Genomic DNA, 22,605 nt, shown 5'->3' on the forward strand with positions numbered 1-22,605 from the left:
TGTCTGTCAACGATGTCCACTACTAGCAATACAATCCGAACTATATCAAACCATCTGACAGAAAACGAAGGTTTGATGGTGGTAGGACGTAACTTCCGATTACGTCCTACCAGTTTTGGGTTGGTCTTCATACGAAGAGAGCCGTACTGTTTCAGAAAACGATTGGCCGTTTTCTTGATTTAAAAGTACCCTTCGCACTAAGGCTTAATAGCTCTTTTCGATGATTGGTAATAATCTTCCGTTATTTGACCAAATTATTCGACGTTTGACAGGATTTGAGCGCCAAAATGCAAAAAGTGCTGGTTTTTTGGTAAATGAATATTTAATAGTACCATTTATAGTAATTGTTTATACATAACATTTGAGTAGGTGCTTAGTACGCTGTAAAACGTATTTCAGACACATTGCAATTAGGTCCGTGATAGCAATAGGGCGTCTATAATAAAGCCATACATAGCTACAGTGAATTCACTGACTTGTAGCGCAAGCACGATTGTATCCGTTTAGGGTAAGCGCTACGGAGGCGCTACGGAGCGGGCGACCATCCCTACTCAAGCCACTTGCCCGAAGGGCAAGGTAGGAGACTACTTGCGGCCAAAATCCGCACCATGATTTATCAAAAGTCCGCCTCCGGTAGCGAGTTGCTACCTGTTGAGGTTACGAGCGATTGGCCCGCAGGCACATGGGCCGAACTGAAAATACCTCACCAGAGCGGCCCCTTCACGCTGTATCTGCGTGAGTTTACCGAGGCGGATGAGGTTGAAATTGAGTATCTCAACCCCAAGAACCAAAAGGAGCTGAACAAGCACCTCGTGCGGCTGCTGTTCATCGGCGGGGATAAGCAAGCCATTGAGCGGCCCGAACTGCTGACCAAGGCGGCGCGGGGCTTTGCCCTGATGTACAAAGAAATGGTACGCTTGCAAAACCAGCATCGGCCATGAACTACGAGATTGTCTTTCAGTTGGTGAATCGCATCTCACCGACCTTGCTGGCTATACAAGCTGAATCTGACCAGGTGACGGGCCGCATGGGTAGCCGCTTTGCTGGCTTGCAATCGTTGGCCGACCGACTCAACAACCGCTTTAGCTCCGCTTTTCGAGCGGCGGGTGGGGCCGTTTCCCGGCTGACTGCCCAATTCGATAGGCTCCGAAATACCGGGGGGCGCTCGGTCGATAGTCTCAACACCAAACTGGACGCGCTGACCAAACGGCGCAACCTGTCGGTCAACCTCTCTGAGATTCGGGGGCTAAACCGGCAGATCGAAGACGCCGAAGCGCGAATGAACCGGCTGTCTACCATCGGGCGGCGCGACGCGGGCGGCGGCGGTATGTTGAGTAAACTCATGGGTGCGGCGGGTGGGCTACTGCCGGGGTTGGGCGTGGCCGGAGCGGTAGCCGGTGGGGTCAAGCTAGCCGGTATGGGCATGGACAGAGAGCAGACGAAGGTCGCTTTCGAGCAATTCGTGGGTAAGGCTGGGGTTGACCCGCTGATGGGCCAACTGAACAAGTTCGCCGACGTGACCCCGTACTCGAATGAGGACGTGTACGGCTCAGCCCGGACGCTGCTTTCCGCGAAAGTCAACCCGGCTCAGCTTAATTCGGTGATGACTCAGATCGGTAACATGGCCGCTGTAAGCCAGAAGGATTTTGGTGAGTTATCGGCGGCTTATGGCAAGATCATGCAAAAGGGCTTTATCGACGGCGGCGAGTTACACCAAGAATTTGGCGGCACGGCCTTGATGGACCAGTTGAAAAAGACGCTGAAGGTTGACGGCGAAGGGCTGTTTAAGATGGCCGAGAAACGCCAAATCCGATCCGCTGACGTGGCCACTGCTATCGAGAATCTATCCGAAAAAGGTGAGCTGTATTCGGGTGGTCTCGACAAGCTCAGCCAAACGGCGGGCGGCAAATGGTCGACCTTCCTCGGTACACTGGAGAACAAATTCGCCACCTGGGCGGAAGGGCTGAACCCGATGCTCGGCAAGCTCTTTGACTTCGGCACGGACCTGCTGAGCAAGATCGACCCGATGCTCGAAAAGCTCCAGCCGTTAAAGGAGGTGTTTGTTAACCTGTGGCAAGCCGGAGAGCCGATTCGTAGTCTATTCAGTGAGGTAGGTAAGGTGCTTTACTCAGTAGCTGAACGCATGGGCCTAGTGGGCGAGAACGGTACAGGATTGACCGGCGTGGTCAACGGCATTGTCATGGTCAGTCGGTTACTCTCGCCTGTATTATGGGGCGTCTACAAAGTGATTGAGCTAGTCGGTCGGGCGTTTTTGTGGGTGGCTACACCCATGATTGACGGCTTTGTGTGGGCAGCGAAAAAGGTCATGGAAACCGTTACGTGGCTCAACGACCATTTAGACACAATCAAGGCAACTCTGTATGGTTTGTTGGGGGGCTTTAAGAATATGTTCTCCGACATCGTGGGCATACTCACCGACATTTCGACGCTGAACTTCATCAGCTTAGGTGCGCGGCTGGCGACCTCCTTCAAGGAGGGTTTTCAGGGGGGCATGGCTGATGCCGAGGCGATGCAGCGCAAAGTGGCTACGCTCAACCGGCGTAATGAGCGCAATGCCCGATTAACTGCCAGCAAGCCCGCCTTGATGGCAGGGCGCATGAGTCAAGGCCCGGATGGTACTAAGGGCGGCGGCACGCTTGGCGATAAGGCGGGGGTGTCAGCCACAACAGGTGGCACGAAATCCACTAACATCACCATCAACCTCGAAGCCTTGGTTAAGGGCCTGACCATGCACGTAGCGGACGCAACCGTTGGGGTTGAGCAGTTAAAGAACATGGTGGTCGATGAGTTGACCCGCGCTCTGGCTGGTGCCAGTGCCGGGGCGGCGGCCCAATAAGTTATTCTCTTTAAACGATCAGTACTTGCCTCGCCCTATCAATACTTTTTCGGTATTCATCTATAAAAGCATTGATAGGGCGAGGCGCAAAGCCCGCAAGGGCATTTAGATAGTGTTTAAATTCTTCGCCACAAGGCGAATGTATGCCAAACGACCAAGTACTGCTCCGGCTATAAATAGCCCGCCTACGGGCCGTTTTTGCTCGATCGCCTTTATCGCCCTCCCAGCACCCCAGACCCGCCTCGCCGCTATGGCCTATACACTTTGCCACGACATCCTCATTGGTGACTACAAACTTAGTGCGGTCGAATCAGTCACCATCGAAACCTCGGTTGAGCAGATCGCAGACTTTTGCCGCATCAGCCTGCCCACCAAACAGCACAACAAAGCCTTTGCCATTGAGGACAAAATCAAGCGTGGTGACCGGGTAACTGTTGCCTTGGGCTATGATGGGTATCCGGTAACGGAGTTCATTGGGTACGTGACCGCCCTAAAGCCCAATGCGCCCTTTGTCATTGAATGCGAAGACGGGGCTTACGGCCTACGCAAACCCATTGCCGACAAGCAGTTCAAAAAGGTCTCGCTGGTAACGATTCTAATGTACATCGTTAGTCAGGTCAAAAAAACGGGCAGCAAACTTGAGTTGGTTTGCGACACCAAAGGCGTCCGATACGAGAGCTTTACCATCGTTAACGCAACGGCCCTGCAAGCCCTGTCGAGCCTGAAAGAATCGTCAGGACTAGCTATTTATGTGCGGGGCGATAAGCTGCATTGCCACCTTCGCTATACCGAAAAGCTAGGCGAGGCCCACTACGATTTCAGTCGTAACGTGGAGGAATCCGACGATCTGGAATTTGTGCGGGCCGAGGATGTAAAGGTGAAAATCCAGATTATCGGCGGGGGCAAGAAAAGCAAAGCCAAGGGCGAGGCGGGCGTTGATGGTGGCGAAAAAATCACCCTCAAACGACCTAACATCGAATCCCAGAAAGCCCTGAACCGAATTGCCGCCGAGGAGCTAAAGAAGCACTCCTTCGATGGCTACCGGGGAAGCCTCAAAACATGGCTAATCCCTTTCGTGGGCATCGGCTACACGGCCCACCTTGTCGATCCTGACTACCCCAATCGGTCGGGCCGTTTCTACGTCAGTTCGGTAAAGACAGAGTTTTCGGCCCAAACCGGCGGACGCCGTACCGTAGGGCTGGGCTTGCGGTTGAGCCTGAGCAGCCCTAGAAAGGGGGCCGACCCTAACGACGAAGCCGCCTACGACAACGACCGCACAGAGCTACAACAATTGCTGTAATGCGTTTCCATCCCACCCAACTACATCCTAATGCAAACTGCCCTCGTTCCCCATACCGGCATAGTCATGCGCTGTCCGGTTGGCATTCGCCTGAAACAAACTGGCGAGTACTGGACACTGCCCATCGAACCCACCATCAGCATCCGGGCCTCAAAGACCATCATCAAACGACAGGTCAACTCCTCAACCAATCGGGCCGGTACGGTCAAAGAGCAATGGAGCGTAGACGATTACCAGATTAGCGTATCGGGTCTGTTTCAGGGTGAGGAGGATACGTACCCGGAAGAGGATGTCGAGCGGCTTGACCGGCATCTACGGCTGGGCCAACCCCTCTACATCCTGAGCGAGATCTTGGCCCCTCTGGGCATTACCCAACTGGTTGTCGAAAGCTGGGAGTTTCCGTTTACGCCAGGGGTGGAAAACCAGCAGTACACCTTTAGCGGCTCCTCTGACAGCGACATTGAACTGCTCATAACTCCCAACAGGCCCGTCACTGCCGCCCTTAACTTTGGCAAACCGCTGGACGCTTCCGCTCCGTCGGGTGTGCTGGCGTAGGAGCCGACAACCCTTACTGATCAACCTGTCTTAAGTAATCAGTGAGGTCGAAGTAAGTGAGGCATAATTAATGTCGGCTGATACTGCTGTCTAATGTAATCAGGAGGCGGAAGTGAAAGGACGCGCCCTTGCCTCAAGTTAAACAGTAAAGTGTCCGTTACCATCTTTATTGCAAGAGGGCTTTCGGCTTTATAACAGCCAGCAAGAAAAGCCAGCATTCGGCCCGCATTACCCACAAAGGTTATATCGGGCTGACTCATCGTACAATCTTTAAAGTAAACCGGGCCATCCCCCCGGTAAGAGAGCTGTGTACCGTCAAAGTTGCATTTGTAAAATTGCTTGTTGTCGATTATAACATATTCCCTGCCGAAGTCTTTGCCGGTAACCCTCTCAATCGGTGATGGGGCCAAGGTATAGTCTTGCACTGTCCTTTGTGGGCTTATTTGTTGGCTTGAAGTTTCTTTAAGCATATAAGTTATTACGAAGGCTATAACAATCAATGCGACTTGCCAGAATGTCACCCTAAAGCCTTTATTGAGCTTCTGCCAGATGCTGGGCCAGTCAAGAACCCAGAAGGAAAGGAGAGCCGTAACGGCGCTAAGTATCTGAAATATAGAACTTTGTAGGATGTCTAAAATTTGCTTCATGGGAATTGGCGAAACGACTGCTGGTGTTAATACATAGAATTGAGGAAGAGTACCAATATTGGTCATGAATAACCCTTCGAAAACAATAAAAAGACTTCACTTATTTCTTATCTCTCAACTCCCTAATATACTCATCTAACTTTTTAGTGTGCTCTTTTTCAATCTCTAAGAGTCGCGATTCAAACACACGGAGTGTTGCATTTAATGACTTTTCCATCTCTGATACTATTTTTTCAAAGTTCGAAAGATTCTGCCTAATTTCTGTTTTATCCCTTTTTTGTTCAGAAATATCATTGCTAACTGAGCGTAGCTTAATGGCGTTTTCAATAATAGAACGGGTAGCTTCTTTAGAGTTTTGATTAATTGAATCAATACCGGCTAAAGATCTTTTAATATCCTCTTCAAGGCCAGTAACTTTTGAAGAGATGGTTTCAATCTTTTGCTTTGCACCTTCAACCGCCAAAAGGATTTCGCTTCCGCTGCTCTTAATTTCGGCCCGAAGAAGATCTCGAAGGTCATCTACTCTCTTGTTATGTTGCCAGATACTCCATAACACCGTGAGCAGGGCTGGGATACTCGCTAACGCAATTGCTAATGCAGTTTGTAGGTCAACTATGCTCTTTGCCATATTCGTTTTCTTTTATGCCTGACAAGCAAATTTCTTTCTAAAGCGATACCCTAACTACACCACAACTAGTCTTTCTTCCGGCTCGTTAAAAGTCGCATCTTGTTCTAAGGATACATTTTCAACTAAGGGGACAATAAATTCAAGATAGTATGTTCTCATATGCAAGTAGACTAATCCATTGTCCTCATAGTGAACGTCCATAAAACAATGCGTATCCTCCCATTCAACACGCTTGAGATATAGATTTAGTAGTTTCGTGTTTTCCTTCTGAATATAAAACCAAGGAAAATTTTTTAAACCCTTTAGAGCATAATTCCTTGCCGGATCAAAGCGATCTTCAAATACTATACTTCTATCGTTTGCTGCAATTACCTCAAGGCCAATCTTTAAAAGCGTCCGTAGAAGCATGTCTGGCTTTTCAGTCATAGCTGGTATGATTGTTAGCGTTTTCTGCCCTGACTCAAAAGCCTTTCTAAAAAACGCATTCGGTTCATACGAGATTACGCCTGGTTGGCCACCAGAATGTAATTCTCCTTCCCAGTACTTAAACCAAGGTGCTTTTTTCTTCTTTGTGGGTATCCCTAGTATCGTACGCATGTTGACAAAGGGATAGTCTCCTAGAGCTTGTTGCTCAATTGCAGAGCCGAATCTATTTTGGCAACTATCACAAAAAAGACCTGGCGGAAGAATTGCCCAATCTCCTCCACCAAGTGATTCCGGTAATATATGCTCAATAGTATTAAACTTTGTCGAGTCCGTAGTAAGACAGAATATGCATCTATTCATATCAATACGTCTGTAACTACTATTAAAATAGACTTAGTTGAGGTGATACCTTGGGGGGTTTGGGATATGTCGGGTGAAACGTGCCAATGATAATAAAGGGATTAATTGATTTGTGATGATTGGCAAGCGTAGTGCCCATGAAAAAGTGAATATCCTTAGTCATTGCTAGGTCATCGAAGTACTTCTGCTGGACCTTTTGACAAGCCTCCTGCTCATCCTCATACTTCCAGAACAGAGCACCAAGCTCCCAGTCTTCAATCATCAACGTGCTCTCTCTCCCATTTTCGTCTTCAAATACATAGCTGAACTTGTAGGGCAGCTTTCGTACAAGCTCTTTGCTGGACTTCCGCTGAATAAAGACGTTCATTTGCTGCATCTGATCACGCTTATTTTTGGCCCACTCACGGTCTACCGCCTTGATCTTAAAGCCTGTAATCTTGGTAGGCTTGAAAACGGCCAAGGACATATTCTTACTTTTGTCCTTAGCATCAGCAATCATCGCGTCTAAGCTCGTGTAGACATTTTTTAAGGCAATCTCCCTGCGTTCCTGCCAATCCTTCTCGGTACCGATATGACCAACAGTGGTTGCGTTAACGTCAATGGTTCTTGGCCGATAACTCTCTGGCCGAAAGTCTTTGGTGTTCTTGACTAGGTCAATCTCAATCCAATCGTATCGCTTATACTGCTGCGAATAATCTAGGTCTCTGAACTGAATGGGATAGATGCGTATCCAACTGCCGTCTTCTAGGAAACCCGCCGTGCAGACTAGTTCATCATAGGTAGTTGAAATTGAAGGATAGGTCTTCACCGCAATGAGGACTCTGGTCAGGGCCATTACAAAAGGAGTTAGATGTGAATAAGCTCATACTCCCAGTCGTTTAACTTGGTCACCGCATTAGCGATCCTGCTACGATGGCACTGTAAGTACGAAGCTTCAAAGCAAGTTAATGCTATTCGTTCTTCCTTTTGTAATATGCTTAGTATATGCTCTATATATTCTGATTGATTTATTAGCTGGTTCTTTTCATAGTCCTCAAACAGTAGATTGTAGTCCTTCTGCGATTCCAAGCTTTGCCTTTTTTCGCTTGCTATACCTAGTTGAGGGATGTGCACGTAGGCTATGCCCATAGCCTCACAAATGTATTTTAGCTCTGATTTAGAGAAGCCAACCTTTTGGCTGAGCGGATTCCTTCTAACGTCGCATAATACTTTAATGTCATTGGTAATCAGTTTGTTAAAATACGTTTCTATGGATATCCCCTCATAGCCAAGCGTAAAGAGCTTAATGCCTGACTTCTGGGGCTTGTAGCGCTTAATTCTATCTAGTTCGCTAGTATTGAGGACTTTATGTGCGATAGTACTTCTGATCGCGTAATAGGGCTCTGATAGATAAGTAGCCCTTATGAGATCATCAGTAGTGTGTGAAGCATATTGTCTACGTAAAAACTTAAGGTAGTCTTGGTCGGGCTTTTTCAAAAGTGAGGAATACGTACCCTTTTTAAGGAGTTTCCACTGCTTGTCGGTCTCATTTATATAGCCGTACGTCTTCAATGCTCTCAGGTCATAGTGAGATTGAAACGAGTAGCAACCGTAATAATGGGGCAGAAAGTCGTAGGATGGCTTAGGTTGGTAGCGCGTATAGATTAAGAGTAGCTTTTGTAAGTCTATCTTACCTAGTTCTCCTCCAAAAGCTTCAAGGATAGATAGTAGAACCTTTCTCCTGTAATACATCATATGCTGGCTTGCTTCGTGAAAGCACAATCATTTAACTCAAGTGCAAAGCTACGTTTATAGAATAACTCTGAATGATATAATACAATCAAAATATAGTATATTATGAGTTGTGCATACAGGTTGGTCACTTTGAAACTGTACTTATTCCTTAGCCAATTTAAGGGGAGTTGTGGGAGAGGTGCACTGCTCACGGGTTGGGCAAGGCTGTACTATAACTATGTGTTGATAGCCTATTCTCAAAGTGGTAGGGAAGACTCTCAATCAATACTGCGCCCTTACCAGCTCTTCCACGTTAAATACTACTATGTCCACAGGTTCCATCTGCGGGGTTTTCTTAGGGTAACGAGCGCTCATCTGAGCGGAGACCAGTTCGGCTCGCTGGGAGCTTTCAGCGGCCTCACGCAGGGCTTTCGGGTTACGGGGTCCCATCAGGAAGCGCACGTCGTCACCGCCTTCGCGCATGCGCGCCAGTTCGGTGTCTTTATCGGCCTGTATCGCCTGTTGGCCCGCGATGTAACTCAAACGTTCTTTATTGGCCCTGGGCTTGTCGATGCCGTACCGCTTCGTCTTGCTCCCCTGCTCCAGATAGGCTAAAAACTCGCCGGTTTTGCTGAACACGTAGACGCCCGACAGGTCGGTTTCATCGTAGCGGACTGACACCTCGTCGTAGTGCTTTAGCGTCGCATATTCTGGCTGAATCGGGTAGAAAACATCCTGGCCGAACACCCTCATTTTGATAATGTCCCGGTTGATTTGCAGAGGTTTGGTCAGCCAGAAAATGTCTACAACCTCTTCGGTACGTACCTCGATACAAAGGGGCCGTTTGCTTTGCTCATGCCGAAGTTTGGGGCACACGTCGAGGATCGATTTTGACCGTGAATAGTCCGCGTAGGGCGTCAGGCGGTAGGCTTGCAACCAGTATTCAGCTTCGCGCCAGGCGGCATTGAAGTCGAAGTTTTCGTCGCGGGCGACGCGGGTAATCTGCTTTAGATAATCCGAGGTGCGGTGTGCTGCTTTGTTGCTAGACTTCACACCCTGGCCGTAGTAGTAGGCCGAATTTTGTAGGAAAACATCTTGGAAGGTTGAAATCCAGCGTTCAACCGGTGCCTTACCAGACGCCTCGACGGTGCAAGTCAGATGAACGCCTCGTTTGTCGAGTTGCTTGCATACGCCGTTTAGTTTTTTGCCCCGCTCCTGATAGCCCCACTGATCGGTGTTGTGGCCCGGAAACTTGTCAAAAACCAACTCAAACGGCAGATAACCAGCCGTCTGAACTGCCATTTTAAGGGCGTTTACGTAGGCGACATGGTCTTCATTGTAGCACCATGTCCAGCCGAGCACATCCCCCGAATACACGTCGTAAACAACCACGATGTATAGCGACTCTTGACTACCATCGGGCGACGTATGATCAATGAAGTTGATCCGGGTGCCATCCATCATCCAGCAATCGCCCGCGTGGGTTGCCCCTTCAATAGGCCGGTAGCTTTCGTACTTGGTAGCGTGGCGTGAGCCTTTCTCCCACCGGTATTGCGACCGAATCCGCTTGATGTTCGGCTTGGCAAACAGGTTGGTAAACCAGGACCGGGCTGGCACGTCGATGCCCTGCATCTCGCAGCACTCCGACACGATCCGGATAATGTGCGCGTCCGAGTAGTTAGGGTTGCCGCCCTGATCAGAGCCAAGCGTCGCCAGTTGCATCGCCCAGGCGAGGGGTTGCGGAAAGCTGTTGATGAACTTTTCACGGTTCTGATTGTCTTCGCGTTTCAGCGCCACCACCTCGGTGATCGCCACCGGACCGGGTGCTGAGTTCAACTCCTGCATTCGCTCAGTGCCAACCATCCGAAGCATGACCTTCTCCTTGAGCCGGATTTTGGTCATGGGTACGTCCTTCCACCGTGAATAGTCGCTCCAGTTTTCCTCCAGCCATTTAACCGCTTCCTCGAATGGCCCGTATGACTTCCAGCCGAGCCGGTTGTCGACCACGTACCGGCCGATGGTTTCCACGATTGCCGCCGCTCTGGCCAGGCTCTTGTTGCGTTTGGAGCAATCCGTGGTGTAAAGTCCCTGTAGGCGTTTGTAGCCATCAGTGATTGCCAGATTGAGCAGTTCACTTAACGACCGTTCGCTCAAAACTGCGTCCGCTTTGACAATTTTAACCTCGTGGGGTTCTAGCCCTTTGCAGAGGTTCTTGCGGACCAGGGCTTGATACCGAGGGGCCAGGGTGTCATACCGGATCAGGCGCTTACGCTTATCGTCCGGATCGGGGATCAGTTGCCAGTTGGTTGAGCCGCGCTGGTGACCTTGTTTGATGGTCACTTCAGCGACGTCGCAATGCTCAACTAGCTCACGGAACGACACATACCAGTTGTCGGCTACAATTTTCATACGGTGGGCGTTTTGGCGAGACTAAGTCCGAATAGGACGTTCGTTTGAGCGGCTCTGCGCACGAACTTGACGACCTCTCCACAGCAATACGATAGTGATCGTGGTAGGGTGCTATGTATGTTTTCCACTAGCACAGCCACCTTAGATGTGACCCGTAGCTGGTAGCTACCTCGTAAGTGCCTTCTGATTTTAAGAAGTGTCCTCATTATTCTGTCTATTATCAACAAGACAATCATAAATAAAAACACTGATAATATAAATCATAATACTGATAAAAATCAATAATTGTATTAATGCTAGGTTGTCGTAGGTGGCTACTAGCACCACATCAGTCTCTATGGCTGCAATGCCATGTATACAAGACAACTAACAGTCGGTTAAACCTGAGTCTATGAGGGTATTACAAATGCAAAAGCACCATAGACAGAGCCTGTGGTGCTTTTGCATTTGCTGTATGTAGAGACAGGTTTGCTAATGGCTTTTACTAGCCTCAGTCATCAAAATAGATCAAGCAGCGCTAGGAATAGCCCGGTAGTGCCCCCGCTGCCAAATGATCTTCTGGACCGTATCTAAGGACAGAAAGTACTTTCTCGACAACTCAGCGTAGATTACCTCTGAGCGCATACCCTCAGCGAATCGCGCCTGGTACTGCTCACGCATAGCCTGGTTGCGCTGGCTAAGGCGTTGCTGCTTAAAGGTCATGACTTTGTAAAGTAATCAAGCTGAGTGAACCACTCAGAGCACCGGTAAACAAGAATCGCACTAGGAAGCACTTTCAAAAGCTTGTTTGATATTATCGATTGCCTCAATTACACTAGGGTCAGCAAGGACGTTAGTTGCATAGTCTTTCAACTTATTAAAACTCTCAATGGCATCTGATCCAACTGCACCAGCCTCTTTTGCTGTCTTAGTTGCTTCTTTGACATTTTCAAGCCAGCGCTTAAGACGCTTGCCGATTGATTTTTTCTCGCTTTGAGGTATCTCTACTTTTTCGGATACGTTATCCACCTCTTTTTGTAAATCTGCACCTTCACGACGTTGAAAATCGCTTATATAAGGATCAAGCAATCTTCTTATTTCGCTTAATGTATCCCCAGAATCATGTTGAATATGCACAGATTGTGTTTGCGTAACCGAAATGTTTATAGGTTGACTTGCTCTTACATTCGCCTCAATGCGTCGGCTAGTTAACTCTTCATTCTGAGCTTCGATCTTACCTTGTAGAAGAGCGTGAGATCGTTTATATTCTTGCCCCTCTGTCAACTGCTTACTGATAGTCCGTAACGCGCATCTAAAATCGCTTTCCATCTTATCAATGGTAAAATTGATAAGATTTAAAATGTCTTTGTCAGATATATTTTCTTTAACTCTAAACTTCACAATTGAGGCATTTTGCGCAAAATTCGTCGCTTGAACTTGGGCAAAGAAGTCCGCTGGATCATCTGAAGACCGGGGGTAGACAACCCCGGTTTCAGCACCTTCTCTGATTTTTTCTTTTAATATACCGTAATATTCACTAAGCAGATTATCTACTGTATTTGGGTCTACAGTCTCATTCACTTCGATCTCGAATGACAAACCATCATTAGTATTAGTAACATTAAATTCTATATATGTTTGAGTCCTTTGAGAGTAAAATATATTAAATCCACTAAAATATACTTTTATAATTTCTCGTAAGTGCATAGGAATGTCAGACCATATTTTTGTGAATTTATACAAGCGCATTAATGCTTTCTCTAAAAAGGGATTATCTCTATAATCCATCATCAAATCAGGATTATTAAGCTCTCTAATCTGTTCTATTTCAGACTCTAATCTATTTCCTCGAAGATTGAAGGTCCCCAGATTTCCCAAATTTTTTAAATTTGCTGGTAGCTCTGCTAAGTGATTATATCCAAGATTAAAATTAATCAGTGTTGATAGCCCGCAAACAGAATCAGGCACATTGGTTAGATTATTATTGCTAATTGAAAGACTCAGCAATTCTTTAAGGTTGCCTATAGATGGTGGAAGCGATTTTATTTGATTATAATCAAGATTTAAGTCTTGTAAATTTTTAAGATTATCAATCTTACTGTCTATGTGAGTTAATTTATTTTTTTCCAAATCAAGGTCAGATAAATAGGTGAGTTCATAAATTGAATTTGGTATTGATTCTAATTTATTATTGCTTAAATTTAAGTTGCGCAGAACTTTTAATCCACTAAAATCTTCTGGCAAGTCGCACAGGAAATTATCGGACAAATCTAGGTCAAAAATTCGGGATTTGTCTCCTAACTTGACAGGTAGTCTTTCTATTTTATTATTTGACAAATTTAAAACACCAAGATTGTTCATACGAAATAATGCGGGCGGTATATCTACTAATTTATTTCCGTGTAAATTAAGATTATAAAGCAGAGAAAGCCTTTCCATATTGGTAGGTAGTGACTCCAATAAGTTGTGGCTCAAGTCTAGCTCTGACAGTCTAGTTAATCTTGCAAGGCCTTTACTTATATAAGTTAATTTGTTGGAGCTTGCATCAATTTCTCTCAAACTCCTCATTGTATATAAATATTCAGGAAACTCAATTAACTCATTATCATTTATTATCAATTGAACTAGGTTTTTGAACCTTGCTATGCTATTAGGTATATTTTTTAGATTGTTATTACTTATGCTCAAAAAGTTGATAGAAGAAAGATCATAATCCATGTACTCTAAGAAATCTATCTTTTCTAGGTGCATATGTGACAAATCTAAGATGTGCGAATTGTCATTGATGGCTTGTTCTATTTTTATTTTTACTAAATTGTTCATCACGTGAAAGGCCTGTGGTTAAAAGTTATAAATATAGACTGTTGTAAGTGTTAAATAAAAAAAATATTAAAGCTGATTGTCAGTCAGTTACAACTTTGAGATCACATTGCTTCTCTTCTTCAGTCTCAACACAGAGTAAAGCCCCTCTTAACTTTGGTGTACAATCTATTACTCTTTCTCTCAAACACAATGACAATCCATCAAGACGACATCAGGCAGCAAGTTGGCGAAATGATTCGCGAAGCGCGTAGATCAAAGGGGCTAACTCAAAAAGAAGTTGCTGATGTACTCAATGTGTCAGAAGGAACGTATAGCCGTTACGAAAGCGGTCAGGCCAACCTATCACTATTAACAATAAACAAAATTGTCAAGGCTATAGGCTTAAACCTTAAAATGAGTCTATCGTAGTTTTTTTTGCAACTTAACTTTGAATATATTAGAATATGGCTTATATTTACAGAAGCTAAATAATAAGAAGGCCCCAACGCTCTCAATCTTGGCGGACAGAAGCGAAGGGGCCGGAGTCAAACCACTTATCGCAGTAAGACCATGCAAACTTACGCCCGGCCTGCCACTCTGGCAAGCCCCTTTGAGCCAGCGGCTCAACCCCTGCCCACCCTGCAACAACAGGTAGACACGCTACAGAACATTGTGCTGACGCTGTCCAACCCTCACTTCCGGCTCTACTACGGCTATTCCGCTACCATGGGCGAGATTCACCTGCAAGCCGCGCTGGCGCGGGTTTTAGACCGCATGGACCCCTTAGTCATGGAAGCCCTAGCCGCCCACGACCTGCTACCTCAAGCGTAGCCACCCTCTTATTACTGAGATGATCTGTTGAACGAGTCCGCACGGTACGGGGGCACCTGCCCCCACCGTGTGTTTCTTTCACCCTGTAAACACCTATGTCTGATGGTACGCTTTGAGAATGAAAAGATCATTATCGAGGTGCAGCCCACCGGGCTGGCTCCCCTTACCACCCACTTGGCCCTGTTGAAAAGCCTGATGCTCGTGAGCCGCTTTGTGCTCGACCACGCCGGGGAAAGCGAGGTGACGCTTGAGGCGCTCTCCACGCTGCACTACACCCTAGGGGCGGCCCTGTGCGAGGTAGACCCCGCTCAGTTGGCTCAGTTTGAAGACACGATAAGCAAGTAGATCCATGAAAGTCCGTTATACATACCGCACCTATCCAACTCCGGCCCAGCAAGCTGAGCTAGCTAAGGTGTTTGGCTGCGTGCGGTATGTGTATAATTGGGGACTAGATCAACGAATAGCCGCCCGCCAGCGGGGCGAAAAAATCAATTATAAACAGTCCAGTGCTGCCCTCACCTTACTTAAGAAAGCACCCGAATACAAATGGCTTAAGGAGGTTTCTTGCGTCCCTACTCAACAGGTACTTAGGCATTTAGACGCTGCATATGGTAATTTTTTCGCAGGCCGGGGTAAGTTTCCTCACTTCAAAAGCAAGCGAGATAGACAGTCGGCAGAATTCACTGCATCAGCATTCAAATACGAGGGTAGTGTACTATCACTGGCCAAAATTGGCCCTTTGAAAGTGCGCTGGTCGCGCTCCTTTACATCGAAACCCTCTACCGTAACCATCATCAAGACCCAGACGGGCAAATACTATGTAACGCTCTGCTTAGATGAGGTGCTTACACCGTACGCCTTGACGGACCAATCTGTGGGGATTGACTTGGGAATTAGCCACCTAGCTACACTCTCTGACGGTTCAACAATCAACAATCCCCGCCATACAAAAAAACACCAAAAGCGACTGGCAAAAGCAAGCCGTATCTTGAGCCGAAGAATCAAAGGTTCAGGGCGGTGGAACCGTCAGCGCGTTAAAGTAGCCCGGCTACACGAAACGATCGCGGCTACTCGCAAAGACCATCTGGACAAGGTAACGACCTCACTAGTTCGTCGTTTTGATATCATCGCCATTGAAGACCTCAATGTGCGTGGTATGATCAAAAATCGCAAGTTGGCTAAGCACATCATCGATACCTCGTTTGGACAATTCCGCACCATGCTGGCTTATAAGTGCGCATGGCGAGGTAAAAGACTAGTAGTAGTTGATCGTTTCTATCCTAGCAGCAAAACTTGTTCGTGTTGTGGCTACGTCATTGCTGAGTTGCCCTTGCGTATTCGCCAGTGGCAATGTCCAACTTGTAATACACAACACGACCGCGACCTAAACGCGGCGAAAAATATTCTGGCGGTCGGGCAGACCGTGTCAGCGCATGGAGTGACTGGAAGACCAGCTAACCTGGAAGGGTTGGGGGCAGGTTGCTGTGAAGTGTGAACCGTCTTAGACTGGATTTTAGTCTGAGAATCTTCTAGCTTTAGGCATAGGGGAGGATGTCAAACGGTGGCGGGAGTAGGAACCTGAACCGGACTAATGCCCAGGCGAATGTTTTCTTCGGCTTGCGTTCGCATGGCATCGACTACAGCACCGTACCGCGTGGCCGTAGGCCGTTGCAGCGTCTTACGCATGTTTTCCACCGTCATACACAGGCCAATGGCGATGCGTATGTGGTCGCCGTGGCGTAGGTGCCTCTTGATTTCATCAAGTGTTTCCATGTACGTTTGTCCTAGAATTGTGAGACAAGTTTAAAGAAAAACCCTGATACAATCCAAATGATCGCTCAACTTTCTTCAAGAAAAAACCTGATGACCGGCCAATACGTAAAGGAAAAGATTGTCGCCTCCGGCACGCGTCTCTCTGATGTAGCGCGTAGCTTAGGCATAACGCCACAATCGCTAGATGAACGCCTAAGCGCGAAAGACATGAAAGTGGGAGTGCTGACCGAGATCGCTAGTGCCGTAAATAAGCCCCTCGCCTACTTCTTTGAAGGGTACGGAAAAACCCTGACAGGCTATTCATTGAATGAGCCACAGTCGCCTTATGGCAAGACGAACCAGGTTGACCCCGATCTCGAAGAAAAAATCAAGCTCCAGCAAGAAATTATCGCCGCTCAGAAAAAAACTATTGAGGCTTATGAGCGGATGTTGAATCAGCAGGAAAAAAAGTAGCGGATTGGATTTTTCCGGATCGGGCTGTATCCCTTGTGCTTCTAGCCGTAGAAATATCCTGATAAACAACAGGTGTATTTATCTGCCTTAAAGGCTATTTAATCTTGATTCAGAGTTGTTTATGGCTAAGCTAGATTTGTTCAAGGCAAGATTGGGAGATATTGAAGCCAGTATTCAAACTCTAGATTTTTATAGTACGACTGATAGCGATAACGTCAGACACTATAACCCAGGTCATTTCACGGCATTCTATGTCAAATCACTTTCGCTGCTGACAGACTTGGTGGGCGAAAAACATCCTTTCTATCAGCAGTTCGTTCATCGATGTGTATCGGCTCGCTATCAGTACGTCGAAGCTGGTAAGGCCATTATAAGTTCTGTTAAAGAGGCACTCAATAATGGATGGCTCAATGACCTAGCCGGTATTGTGTCCGCCGAGGTATTCAGTGACTTCATGGACATGGCCGATCACTTACTCACCGAAGGCTACAAGGACCCTGCCGCTGTCATGATTGGTAGTGTTCTGGAAGAACACTTACGGCGAGTAGCCCAAAACAACGGGGTTGATACATACGTCATCAAAGACGGCAAGCCTGTTCCTAAGCGGGCAGATTTACTGAATGCAGACTTAGCCAAGGCTTTAGTATACAATGCATTAGACCAAAAACAAGTAACGGCTTGGCTTGATTTACGCAATAAAGCTGCCCACGGTAAGTATGTCGAATACACGAAAGAGCAAGTCGATTTGATGTATCAAGGTGTTCTGAATTTCATAGGAAGGGTCAACTAACAAGAATTGATAATTCTTGTTAGTTGTCGTTCACTACTACAATACATATGCGATTTTCACAAAGAATTGGGAAAAGCCCTGTTCGGGAAGCTATGCAGCTTGAATCAATTGATTCGGCTTTGCTTAATGGACTGTGGAACACAGTACTAGAATTTTTTCTCGAACCGCTTGATAATAACACCCAATATCACCGTGAGTCACAAAGGGGCAACGTTTGCCGTGCTATATGGGTATCGTTTTTCAAATACGCAATCGACCAAGCCCCTACAATATGGTTCAATGATACCAGAAGGATTAACTGCGAAAAAACGATAGCCCTTGTTCGGGAGTGGTTTTACAAGTCCACTTGGGACAAGGTATACGACTTTATTGAGTTCATTGCTGAATTGGCAGTAAGCGAGAAAAACCGAGTTTTTGAAGTACGGTGCAATGCTATCTTACGAATGGAGCATTCAGCTTACCGGATTGTCAACAACAGGATCGCCCAGGTAACAACTGACGAAGAGATTCAAGCTATTGAACAGGCCAGCGTTAATGCCGACAAACAAGAGCCGGTTCAAGTCCACCTTGACGCCGCACTGAGCTTTCTAACGAATAAGCAGCAGCCCGACTACCGCAACTCGGTGAAGGAATCCATTTCAGCAGTGGAGGCTTACTGCAAGCTCATGCTTAAGGATGAGAAGGCCACCCTTGGCAAGGCCTTGAATGAAATCGAGCGCAAGCACGGCCTCCAAAAAGGGTTTAAGAATGCGTTGTCCTCTCTGTACGGATTTACCAGCGAAAGCGGCGGCATACGCCACGCGCTGTTAGAAAATGACATCGAGGTAAACCACGAAGATGCCAAATTCATGCTGGTCGTCTGCTCATCGTTCATCAATTACATTAAGGAGAAGCAGGCTCTATAGTACGGTACTACTGTTCAGGGACAAAACTATAATCTCACTTACTAGCCTAAAAAATGCTAACCGTCGAAAGGCTTGAACAGCTTATTAAGAAGGGACAACAAGTTTTAAACACAAAAGACTCTCAGTCATCTTTCTTGTTTGATACAGACCAGTATGTTAACAGTCAAGAGTTTAAGCTTTGGAAATTACAGGTAATACAATATCTGCAAGACAATTTGTCAAACGATAATCAGTACCTGATCTCATTTAGCAATGACTTACGAAGCCATTCTAAAAAATCAGTAATGGCCGGTATCAAGATTCTCGAATCTTTGCTGGAAGATGCCAACCTAGGCTTGCTCAAGCAACCCAAGGCTGAACAGACCATTGACCCGATTGCCTTGCTATATAAGCTGTTTGATAGGTTTCATCTAGTTGCTAGGCAATTAAGGAGCAGACACGGCAACCGGGATACGATTGACATCAAGGATGAATATGACGTACAGGATGTGCTACACACACTCTTATTACTTGACTTCGATGACATACGGGCCGAAGAGTGGACGCCCAGCCATGCAGGTAGTAGTAGCCGCATGGACTTTCTGCTTAGGGATTTCAAGATTGTAATTGAAGTCAAAAAAACCCGTTCTAGCCTAACTGTAAAAGAACTGGGAGAACAATTGATCGTTGACATCGAGAGATACCAAAGTCACCCAAACTGCGAAATATTATTGTGTTTCGTCTATGATCCTGATGGTTACGTCAGAAACCCTAGAGGTATAGAAAACGACCTGAGCCGAGAGGAAGGCGATTTAAAGGTGCGGGTTTATATTAGACCTTAATCATATTATTTGTCTCGCCTGTGAAGCGCAGGCTTATCACCAAGAAAGACATGAAATTCTTTGTGCCATACGTTCGGTCCGAGGATGGAGCAGAAAGTGTTTATCAAGGCATCAAAGCCTTTATGAAAGGGCAGGGCCACACCATCAACGATTCGCGCATTTACTCTATAAGCTTTGATCACAATGGCAAGCGGATAACCGACACCGTAGGCGAAGTATCCACGTCCAACCAGGAACCAGTTATGGCCATTTTTGATGCAGGAACGGTTTATCTGGTCTGTACTACTACTCGTGGGGTTATTGGCGGAGAGCCGATGCTAGCGGGTAAGCATCCTACCGCTCAGGTAGTTCTGTTTGATTTTCCCGATGTGTAGCAAGCATGTTGTTAGTCTCGATTGGGCCTATCCTGTTGTACTATCATATTCCTACCCTATGAAATACCTGTACCTTCTTACCCTGTGTGGCCTTACCTCATGCATGCAACTTGGGCAAAAGATTGCCGCTACCCATCCTAACTCTACTATACGAACACCCAGTAGCATACCTGAGGCCGTTGGTCAAGTCGTTGAGGTCAAACGCACTGTTGACGCTTACGGTGACCAAAAGCGCCAGCAAACCCAAGAGGCCAAAGAGGCCCAATACGCCGCTATTCAGGAGCGGGAACAGCTACAGGCCGGATACACGGAGATGCGTACAAACTACCTTACCCTACGGGAGGAGCTAAACGCGCTCAAGACTCAACTAACTGACCTGCGACAGGAAAACGGCAACCTCCGAAGCCAGTTGGCTACTCTGAATGTGCAGGTCGAAAACCTGAAAAGTAACGAGGTGCTCTTGCGGCAAACGCTGATCGTGCTCACGGATCGCCCAAAAGAACAGCCTACGGTTACTCCTAAACCCGCCCCGGTAAAGCCAGTCGAGCCGGTGGTTAGTATGGGTGAGGTAGAGGTAACCGACAGCCCGGTAACGCGCCAGAGTAGCGGCAGTAGTAGTTCGCGCAAAGCGTCCGTGTATTCGTATTCGTCGCCTAGTACAAGCTACACACCCCGCGCCGCTCCGGTTCGCCGCGCTCAGCAGGTGTATCACCTTGGCCCGCGCGGCGGCTGTTACTACTGGACGAACTCAGGCCGCAAAGAGTACGTAGACCGTAGCCTTTGTCACTAAACACCAACACCTTTTATTCTTTACGTGACAGCACATGGAGAGCAATCAACTGCCCGATGATGAAGAGCAAGATGAGGTAGTATCAACTGACTCAAACCGTCGGATGATAACCGGGTCGCTTAGCTCATTTTGGGGTACCCCTGAGATGGTAGCCCACCTAACCTACGAGGGGCAAACCATCGAGAACATCCCGGTTATCTTAGACACAGGTGCATATCGTTGCATGATTTCGCCTAGGCTGATTGACCTGCTCAATTTGCCACCGGGTGAGGAGTTTGACACATACAGCAACCCTCAGTTGGGCGAGGTAAAAACGCCCCTTTATCCTATAACCTTCACCTTTGCCGATACCGACTATACGTTCACGCAAAAGTGTCAGATCATGCCAACCATGTATCAGTTTGGCTTATTGTTGGGTACTGAGTTTCTGCGCAAGTTTACCTTGCACTACTACGGCCAACAGCGATACTTTGAATTGGTGTTTTAAGTCAATTGGATAAGTACAAAAGGAGGCTACGCTTCGTTAATCTTTTTATATGGTTTTCCTACTGTCACTAGGAAAATATAGCTACCTTTGAGGGTAACTCACTGAAGCTATGTCTCCTATACCAGTCACCATCTACAACGGCGAGCGCTACGTATGGTCTGATGACCTCTACAGCAAGCTAGAATTAAGTCCCAACAACTATGCGAATAACCTCAAGGCGTGGTTCGACAGGGAGTACCTTTTCCAAGGAAAAAGGACGTTTACTAAGCCTGTCTATTTGTTCGACTATATTCTGGCGACTGATGCTCAAGCTAAAGGGCCAGAATCCGAGCCTCAGTCATTGGGTGACTTATTGAACCGGAACGGGTTTGCTCATGCCAGCAAGAAAGCCCCAGCGGGTGAACCAAAGAGCGGCAGGCCAAAAGAGAAGTACCTGATTCGCTTTGAGTTTGCCAAGCTTATCGCCATCGACTCAAACAGCAAGTTCAAAAAGGAATTTGTCCACTGGCTACTATCGCTTGAGGCCCGCTACGAAAACAATCAGCTGTTAAGCCAATCAACTCTGTTAGGCCTAATGGAAATGGTGAAACTATGCACCTACATCGATAACCAAATCGATTTCTACAATACGAATAAGACCCTCTACTTTGCCGACAAAGAAGAAGATGACCGCCGTGACGCCTTCGACAAGTGGCGAAACAGCATAATGGACTTGTTGAATAATAAGGACTTGACTGAGCGGTTTATCAAGGTCAAGAATTACAAGCCGAGCAGCAAAATGACCAAGGTAGAAAAATTGGCCATACTTGACAGCTTGGAGAGCATACGGGTCTCGTTGTTCGATTTTCTTAGTCAACAGCTTAGTCCTTACACGGATTACAACCTGACGAAGGCGCGCGATCTGGCTGATTTCGTCAAGAAAATGTTTGAGACGGCAGGCTTCAATCAAATCGACATAAAACCTAGGGGCTACTCACCCAACGGGCAAATGGATTTTTTTAGGGAGTTGCAAGAGATCGACGTAAAGCTCATTTCTCAGACAGTCAGACAATTGCAGCCTTACGCATAAGCCGTTTTAGTGGCCTCATCAAAATACGTTTGACTACATAACCAACCTCTAACCTTATAAACAACGATAGAGACAATGGACGGCCCCGCTCAGACTAATGTGAAAGGTAGATTTGAGAACCGGAAAGAGATGCTAATCTTTCTGCTTCATGAGCTTTACAAGAATCATCATGCAGTTTCCTTAACGCAGTTTTTTTTTGAAAGCAGTCCAGGTGGTTTAGATGTATTCAAGTCCTTAATGGACGAATTGGTTAGCCAAGGGTGGGTCAAGGAGACCGCCGATCCTGTAATTACCTCCTTGGGTATGCGGGGGTATGACATCACTTACTGTATCTCGCTGGAAGGTACCGAGTACCTAGCTGAGCTAGGTAAGATAGATGAGAAGTACAAGAAAAAGCAGCCGCCGGTAGCTAATCACAACATCACCATCGGCGGCTCGGTAACTAACTCTCAAATTGGTCAGCATTCTAGCTTTGGTTCGTTGATACCGCCGGTCCCCTTAGAATCGAACGAGAAGCCTCTACGTCCTTGGGCCACTTTTTTGAAGACGTACCTCATTCCCATCATTATCGCTATTCTTGGCGGGGTGGCGCTACTCTATATTGAGCATAACACAGGTCTTTTTAATAATAAATAA

The 22,605-nt window shown here is 46.9% G+C and carries 25 protein-coding genes and 1 pseudogene; 17 read left to right on the top strand and 9 right to left on the bottom strand.

The window, feature by feature from the left end:
• Positions 1 to 608 precede the first annotated feature (608 nt).
• From ACAW74_RS25885 to ACAW74_RS25900, 4 genes are all read left to right on the top strand, one after another.
• Positions 609 to 941: a hypothetical protein gene (locus ACAW74_RS25885; protein ID WP_370701171.1), complete on the top strand. Its 333-nt coding sequence runs from the start codon at positions 609 to 611 to the stop codon at positions 939 to 941.
• Positions 938 to 2,857, top strand: coding sequence for a tape measure protein (locus ACAW74_RS25890; protein ID WP_370701172.1), 1,920 nt, complete (start codon positions 938 to 940; stop codon positions 2,855 to 2,857). The genes ACAW74_RS25885 and ACAW74_RS25890 overlap by 4 nt, the downstream gene beginning before the upstream one ends.
• Before the next feature lie 250 nt (positions 2,858 to 3,107).
• Complete coding sequence (locus ACAW74_RS25895) at positions 3,108 to 4,157, top strand: hypothetical protein (protein ID WP_370701173.1); 1,050 nt, start codon at positions 3,108 to 3,110, stop codon at positions 4,155 to 4,157.
• 30 nt (positions 4,158 to 4,187) lie between these two features.
• Complete coding sequence (locus ACAW74_RS25900) at positions 4,188 to 4,712, top strand: DUF6046 domain-containing protein (protein WP_370701174.1); 525 nt, start codon at positions 4,188 to 4,190, stop codon at positions 4,710 to 4,712.
• Positions 4,713 to 4,750: 38 nt separating this feature from the next.
• On the opposite strand, the gene ACAW74_RS25905 is transcribed toward ACAW74_RS25900, so the two are convergent.
• From ACAW74_RS25905 to ACAW74_RS25940, 8 genes and pseudogenes are all read right to left on the bottom strand, one after another.
• A complete protein-coding gene (locus ACAW74_RS25905; protein ID WP_370701175.1) occupies positions 4,751 to 5,425 on the bottom strand; it encodes a hypothetical protein in 675 nt (224 codons plus the stop codon).
• Positions 5,426 to 5,459: 34 nt separating this feature from the next.
• Positions 5,460 to 5,987, bottom strand: coding sequence for a hypothetical protein (locus tag ACAW74_RS25910; RefSeq protein ID WP_370701176.1), 528 nt, complete (start codon positions 5,985 to 5,987; stop codon positions 5,460 to 5,462).
• Positions 5,988 to 6,041: 54 nt separating this feature from the next.
• Complete coding sequence (locus tag ACAW74_RS25915; protein WP_370701319.1) at positions 6,042 to 6,584, bottom strand: hypothetical protein; 543 nt, start codon at positions 6,582 to 6,584, stop codon at positions 6,042 to 6,044.
• Between the two features lie 36 nt (positions 6,585 to 6,620).
• Positions 6,621 to 6,773: pseudogene (locus tag ACAW74_RS25920) on the bottom strand (HNH endonuclease); the annotation flags it as partial.
• Between the two features lie 22 nt (positions 6,774 to 6,795).
• The gene (locus ACAW74_RS25925) at positions 6,796 to 7,608 is read right to left on the bottom strand and encodes a DUF8758 domain-containing protein (RefSeq protein WP_370701177.1); all 813 of its coding nucleotides are present in this window, start codon (positions 7,606 to 7,608) and stop codon (positions 6,796 to 6,798) included.
• Between the two features lie 11 nt (positions 7,609 to 7,619).
• Entirely contained in the window at positions 7,620 to 8,249 is a 630-nt protein-coding gene (locus ACAW74_RS25930) for a DUF488 domain-containing protein (RefSeq protein WP_370701178.1), read from the bottom strand.
• Positions 8,250 to 8,768: 519 nt separating this feature from the next.
• Positions 8,769 to 10,895 carry a Mu transposase C-terminal domain-containing protein gene (locus ACAW74_RS25935; RefSeq protein ID WP_370701179.1) on the bottom strand — a complete coding sequence of 709 codons (2,127 nt, stop codon included), beginning with the start codon at positions 10,893 to 10,895 and terminating at the stop codon, positions 8,769 to 8,771.
• A 762-nt stretch (positions 10,896 to 11,657) separates the two neighbouring features.
• On the bottom strand, positions 11,658 to 13,697 hold the full coding sequence (locus tag ACAW74_RS25940) for a leucine-rich repeat domain-containing protein (RefSeq protein ID WP_370701180.1): 2,040 nt from the start codon (positions 13,695 to 13,697) through the stop codon (positions 11,658 to 11,660).
• A 189-nt stretch (positions 13,698 to 13,886) separates the two neighbouring features.
• Here ACAW74_RS25940 and ACAW74_RS25945 point away from each other — a divergent pair, with 189 nt between their 5' ends.
• The 4 genes from ACAW74_RS25945 to ACAW74_RS25960 all read left to right on the top strand — a co-directional run bounded on the left by ACAW74_RS25945 (position 13,887) and on the right by ACAW74_RS25960 (position 16,002).
• Complete coding sequence (locus tag ACAW74_RS25945) at positions 13,887 to 14,105, top strand: helix-turn-helix domain-containing protein (RefSeq protein WP_370701181.1); 219 nt, start codon at positions 13,887 to 13,889, stop codon at positions 14,103 to 14,105.
• Positions 14,106 to 14,246: 141 nt separating this feature from the next.
• Positions 14,247 to 14,507, top strand: coding sequence for a hypothetical protein (locus ACAW74_RS25950; RefSeq protein WP_370701182.1), 261 nt, complete (start codon positions 14,247 to 14,249; stop codon positions 14,505 to 14,507).
• Between the two features lie 102 nt (positions 14,508 to 14,609).
• Positions 14,610 to 14,852: a hypothetical protein gene (locus tag ACAW74_RS25955; RefSeq protein ID WP_370701183.1), complete on the top strand. Its 243-nt coding sequence runs from the start codon at positions 14,610 to 14,612 to the stop codon at positions 14,850 to 14,852.
• 4 nt (positions 14,853 to 14,856) lie between these two features.
• Positions 14,857 to 16,002, top strand: coding sequence for an RNA-guided endonuclease InsQ/TnpB family protein (locus ACAW74_RS25960; protein ID WP_370701184.1), 1,146 nt, complete (start codon positions 14,857 to 14,859; stop codon positions 16,000 to 16,002).
• A gap of 59 nt (positions 16,003 to 16,061) precedes the next feature.
• On the opposite strand, the gene ACAW74_RS25965 is transcribed toward ACAW74_RS25960, so the two are convergent.
• The gene (locus ACAW74_RS25965) at positions 16,062 to 16,280 is read right to left on the bottom strand and encodes a hypothetical protein (protein ID WP_370701185.1); all 219 of its coding nucleotides are present in this window, start codon (positions 16,278 to 16,280) and stop codon (positions 16,062 to 16,064) included.
• Between the two features lie 57 nt (positions 16,281 to 16,337).
• Between ACAW74_RS25965 and ACAW74_RS25970 the strand changes: the two genes are divergently transcribed.
• From ACAW74_RS25970 to ACAW74_RS26010, 9 genes are all read left to right on the top strand, one after another.
• Positions 16,338 to 16,733, top strand: a complete 396-nt coding sequence (locus tag ACAW74_RS25970) for a hypothetical protein (RefSeq protein WP_370701186.1) — start codon at positions 16,338 to 16,340, stop codon at positions 16,731 to 16,733.
• Between the two features lie 121 nt (positions 16,734 to 16,854).
• Positions 16,855 to 17,523, top strand: a complete 669-nt coding sequence (locus ACAW74_RS25975; protein ID WP_370701187.1) for a hypothetical protein — start codon at positions 16,855 to 16,857, stop codon at positions 17,521 to 17,523.
• 47 nt (positions 17,524 to 17,570) lie between these two features.
• A complete protein-coding gene (locus ACAW74_RS25980; RefSeq protein WP_370701188.1) occupies positions 17,571 to 18,428 on the top strand; it encodes an AbiJ-NTD4 domain-containing protein in 858 nt (285 codons plus the stop codon).
• Positions 18,429 to 18,481: 53 nt separating this feature from the next.
• Positions 18,482 to 19,249 carry a PD-(D/E)XK nuclease domain-containing protein gene (locus ACAW74_RS25985; RefSeq protein WP_370701189.1) on the top strand — a complete coding sequence of 256 codons (768 nt, stop codon included), beginning with the start codon at positions 18,482 to 18,484 and terminating at the stop codon, positions 19,247 to 19,249.
• Between the two features lie 50 nt (positions 19,250 to 19,299).
• Positions 19,300 to 19,623: a hypothetical protein gene (locus tag ACAW74_RS25990; protein ID WP_370701190.1), complete on the top strand. Its 324-nt coding sequence runs from the start codon at positions 19,300 to 19,302 to the stop codon at positions 19,621 to 19,623.
• A 58-nt stretch (positions 19,624 to 19,681) separates the two neighbouring features.
• On the top strand, positions 19,682 to 20,413 hold the full coding sequence (locus ACAW74_RS25995; protein WP_370701191.1) for a hypothetical protein: 732 nt from the start codon (positions 19,682 to 19,684) through the stop codon (positions 20,411 to 20,413).
• 145 nt (positions 20,414 to 20,558) lie between these two features.
• Entirely contained in the window at positions 20,559 to 20,900 is a 342-nt protein-coding gene (locus ACAW74_RS26000; protein ID WP_370701192.1) for a pepsin/retropepsin-like aspartic protease family protein, read from the top strand.
• A gap of 109 nt (positions 20,901 to 21,009) precedes the next feature.
• A complete protein-coding gene (locus tag ACAW74_RS26005) occupies positions 21,010 to 21,969 on the top strand; it encodes a hypothetical protein (protein WP_370701193.1) in 960 nt (319 codons plus the stop codon).
• A 75-nt stretch (positions 21,970 to 22,044) separates the two neighbouring features.
• Positions 22,045 to 22,605: a hypothetical protein gene (locus tag ACAW74_RS26010; protein WP_370701194.1), complete on the top strand. Its 561-nt coding sequence runs from the start codon at positions 22,045 to 22,047 to the stop codon at positions 22,603 to 22,605.

Source organism: Fibrella musci (genome assembly GCF_041321105.1).
Lineage (GTDB): Bacteria > Bacteroidota > Bacteroidia > Cytophagales > Spirosomataceae > Fibrella > Fibrella musci.

What these genes read in the sequence shown, in the direction of transcription:
- ACAW74_RS25890 (WP_370701172.1), top strand. Translation starts at nt 938, where the DNA reads ATGAACTACGAGATTGTCTTTCAGTTGGTGAATCGCATCTCACCGACC.
- ACAW74_RS25960 (WP_370701184.1), top strand. Translation starts at nt 14,857, where the DNA reads ATGAAAGTCCGTTATACATACCGCACCTATCCAACTCCGGCCCAGCAA.
- ACAW74_RS26005 (WP_370701193.1), top strand. Translation starts at nt 21,010, where the DNA reads ATGTCTCCTATACCAGTCACCATCTACAACGGCGAGCGCTACGTATGG.
- ACAW74_RS25900 (WP_370701174.1), top strand. Translation starts at nt 4,188, where the DNA reads ATGCAAACTGCCCTCGTTCCCCATACCGGCATAGTCATGCGCTGTCCG.
- ACAW74_RS25910 (WP_370701176.1), bottom strand. Translation starts at nt 5,987, where the DNA reads ATGGCAAAGAGCATAGTTGACCTACAAACTGCATTAGCAATTGCGTTA.
- ACAW74_RS25995 (WP_370701191.1), top strand. Translation starts at nt 19,682, where the DNA reads ATGAAATACCTGTACCTTCTTACCCTGTGTGGCCTTACCTCATGCATG.
- ACAW74_RS25985 (WP_370701189.1), top strand. Translation starts at nt 18,482, where the DNA reads ATGCTAACCGTCGAAAGGCTTGAACAGCTTATTAAGAAGGGACAACAA.
- ACAW74_RS25935 (WP_370701179.1), bottom strand. Translation starts at nt 10,895, where the DNA reads ATGAAAATTGTAGCCGACAACTGGTATGTGTCGTTCCGTGAGCTAGTT.
- ACAW74_RS25905 (WP_370701175.1), bottom strand. Translation starts at nt 5,425, where the DNA reads ATGACCAATATTGGTACTCTTCCTCAATTCTATGTATTAACACCAGCA.
- ACAW74_RS25980 (WP_370701188.1), top strand. Translation starts at nt 17,571, where the DNA reads ATGCGATTTTCACAAAGAATTGGGAAAAGCCCTGTTCGGGAAGCTATG.
- ACAW74_RS25945 (WP_370701181.1), top strand. Translation starts at nt 13,887, where the DNA reads ATGACAATCCATCAAGACGACATCAGGCAGCAAGTTGGCGAAATGATT.
- ACAW74_RS25990 (WP_370701190.1), top strand. Translation starts at nt 19,300, where the DNA reads ATGAAATTCTTTGTGCCATACGTTCGGTCCGAGGATGGAGCAGAAAGT.
- ACAW74_RS25955 (WP_370701183.1), top strand. Translation starts at nt 14,610, where the DNA reads ATGGTACGCTTTGAGAATGAAAAGATCATTATCGAGGTGCAGCCCACC.
- ACAW74_RS25885 (WP_370701171.1), top strand. Translation starts at nt 609, where the DNA reads ATGATTTATCAAAAGTCCGCCTCCGGTAGCGAGTTGCTACCTGTTGAG.
- ACAW74_RS25940 (WP_370701180.1), bottom strand. Translation starts at nt 13,697, where the DNA reads ATGAACAATTTAGTAAAAATAAAAATAGAACAAGCCATCAATGACAAT.
- ACAW74_RS25970 (WP_370701186.1), top strand. Translation starts at nt 16,338, where the DNA reads ATGATCGCTCAACTTTCTTCAAGAAAAAACCTGATGACCGGCCAATAC.
- ACAW74_RS25965 (WP_370701185.1), bottom strand. Translation starts at nt 16,280, where the DNA reads ATGGAAACACTTGATGAAATCAAGAGGCACCTACGCCACGGCGACCAC.
- ACAW74_RS25895 (WP_370701173.1), top strand. Translation starts at nt 3,108, where the DNA reads ATGGCCTATACACTTTGCCACGACATCCTCATTGGTGACTACAAACTT.
- ACAW74_RS25975 (WP_370701187.1), top strand. Translation starts at nt 16,855, where the DNA reads ATGGCTAAGCTAGATTTGTTCAAGGCAAGATTGGGAGATATTGAAGCC.
- ACAW74_RS25915 (WP_370701319.1), bottom strand. Translation starts at nt 6,584, where the DNA reads ATGCGTACGATACTAGGGATACCCACAAAGAAGAAAAAAGCACCTTGG.
- ACAW74_RS26010 (WP_370701194.1), top strand. Translation starts at nt 22,045, where the DNA reads ATGGACGGCCCCGCTCAGACTAATGTGAAAGGTAGATTTGAGAACCGG.
- ACAW74_RS25950 (WP_370701182.1), top strand. Translation starts at nt 14,247, where the DNA reads ATGCAAACTTACGCCCGGCCTGCCACTCTGGCAAGCCCCTTTGAGCCA.
- ACAW74_RS26000 (WP_370701192.1), top strand. Translation starts at nt 20,559, where the DNA reads ATGGTAGCCCACCTAACCTACGAGGGGCAAACCATCGAGAACATCCCG.
- ACAW74_RS25925 (WP_370701177.1), bottom strand. Translation starts at nt 7,608, where the DNA reads ATGGCCCTGACCAGAGTCCTCATTGCGGTGAAGACCTATCCTTCAATT.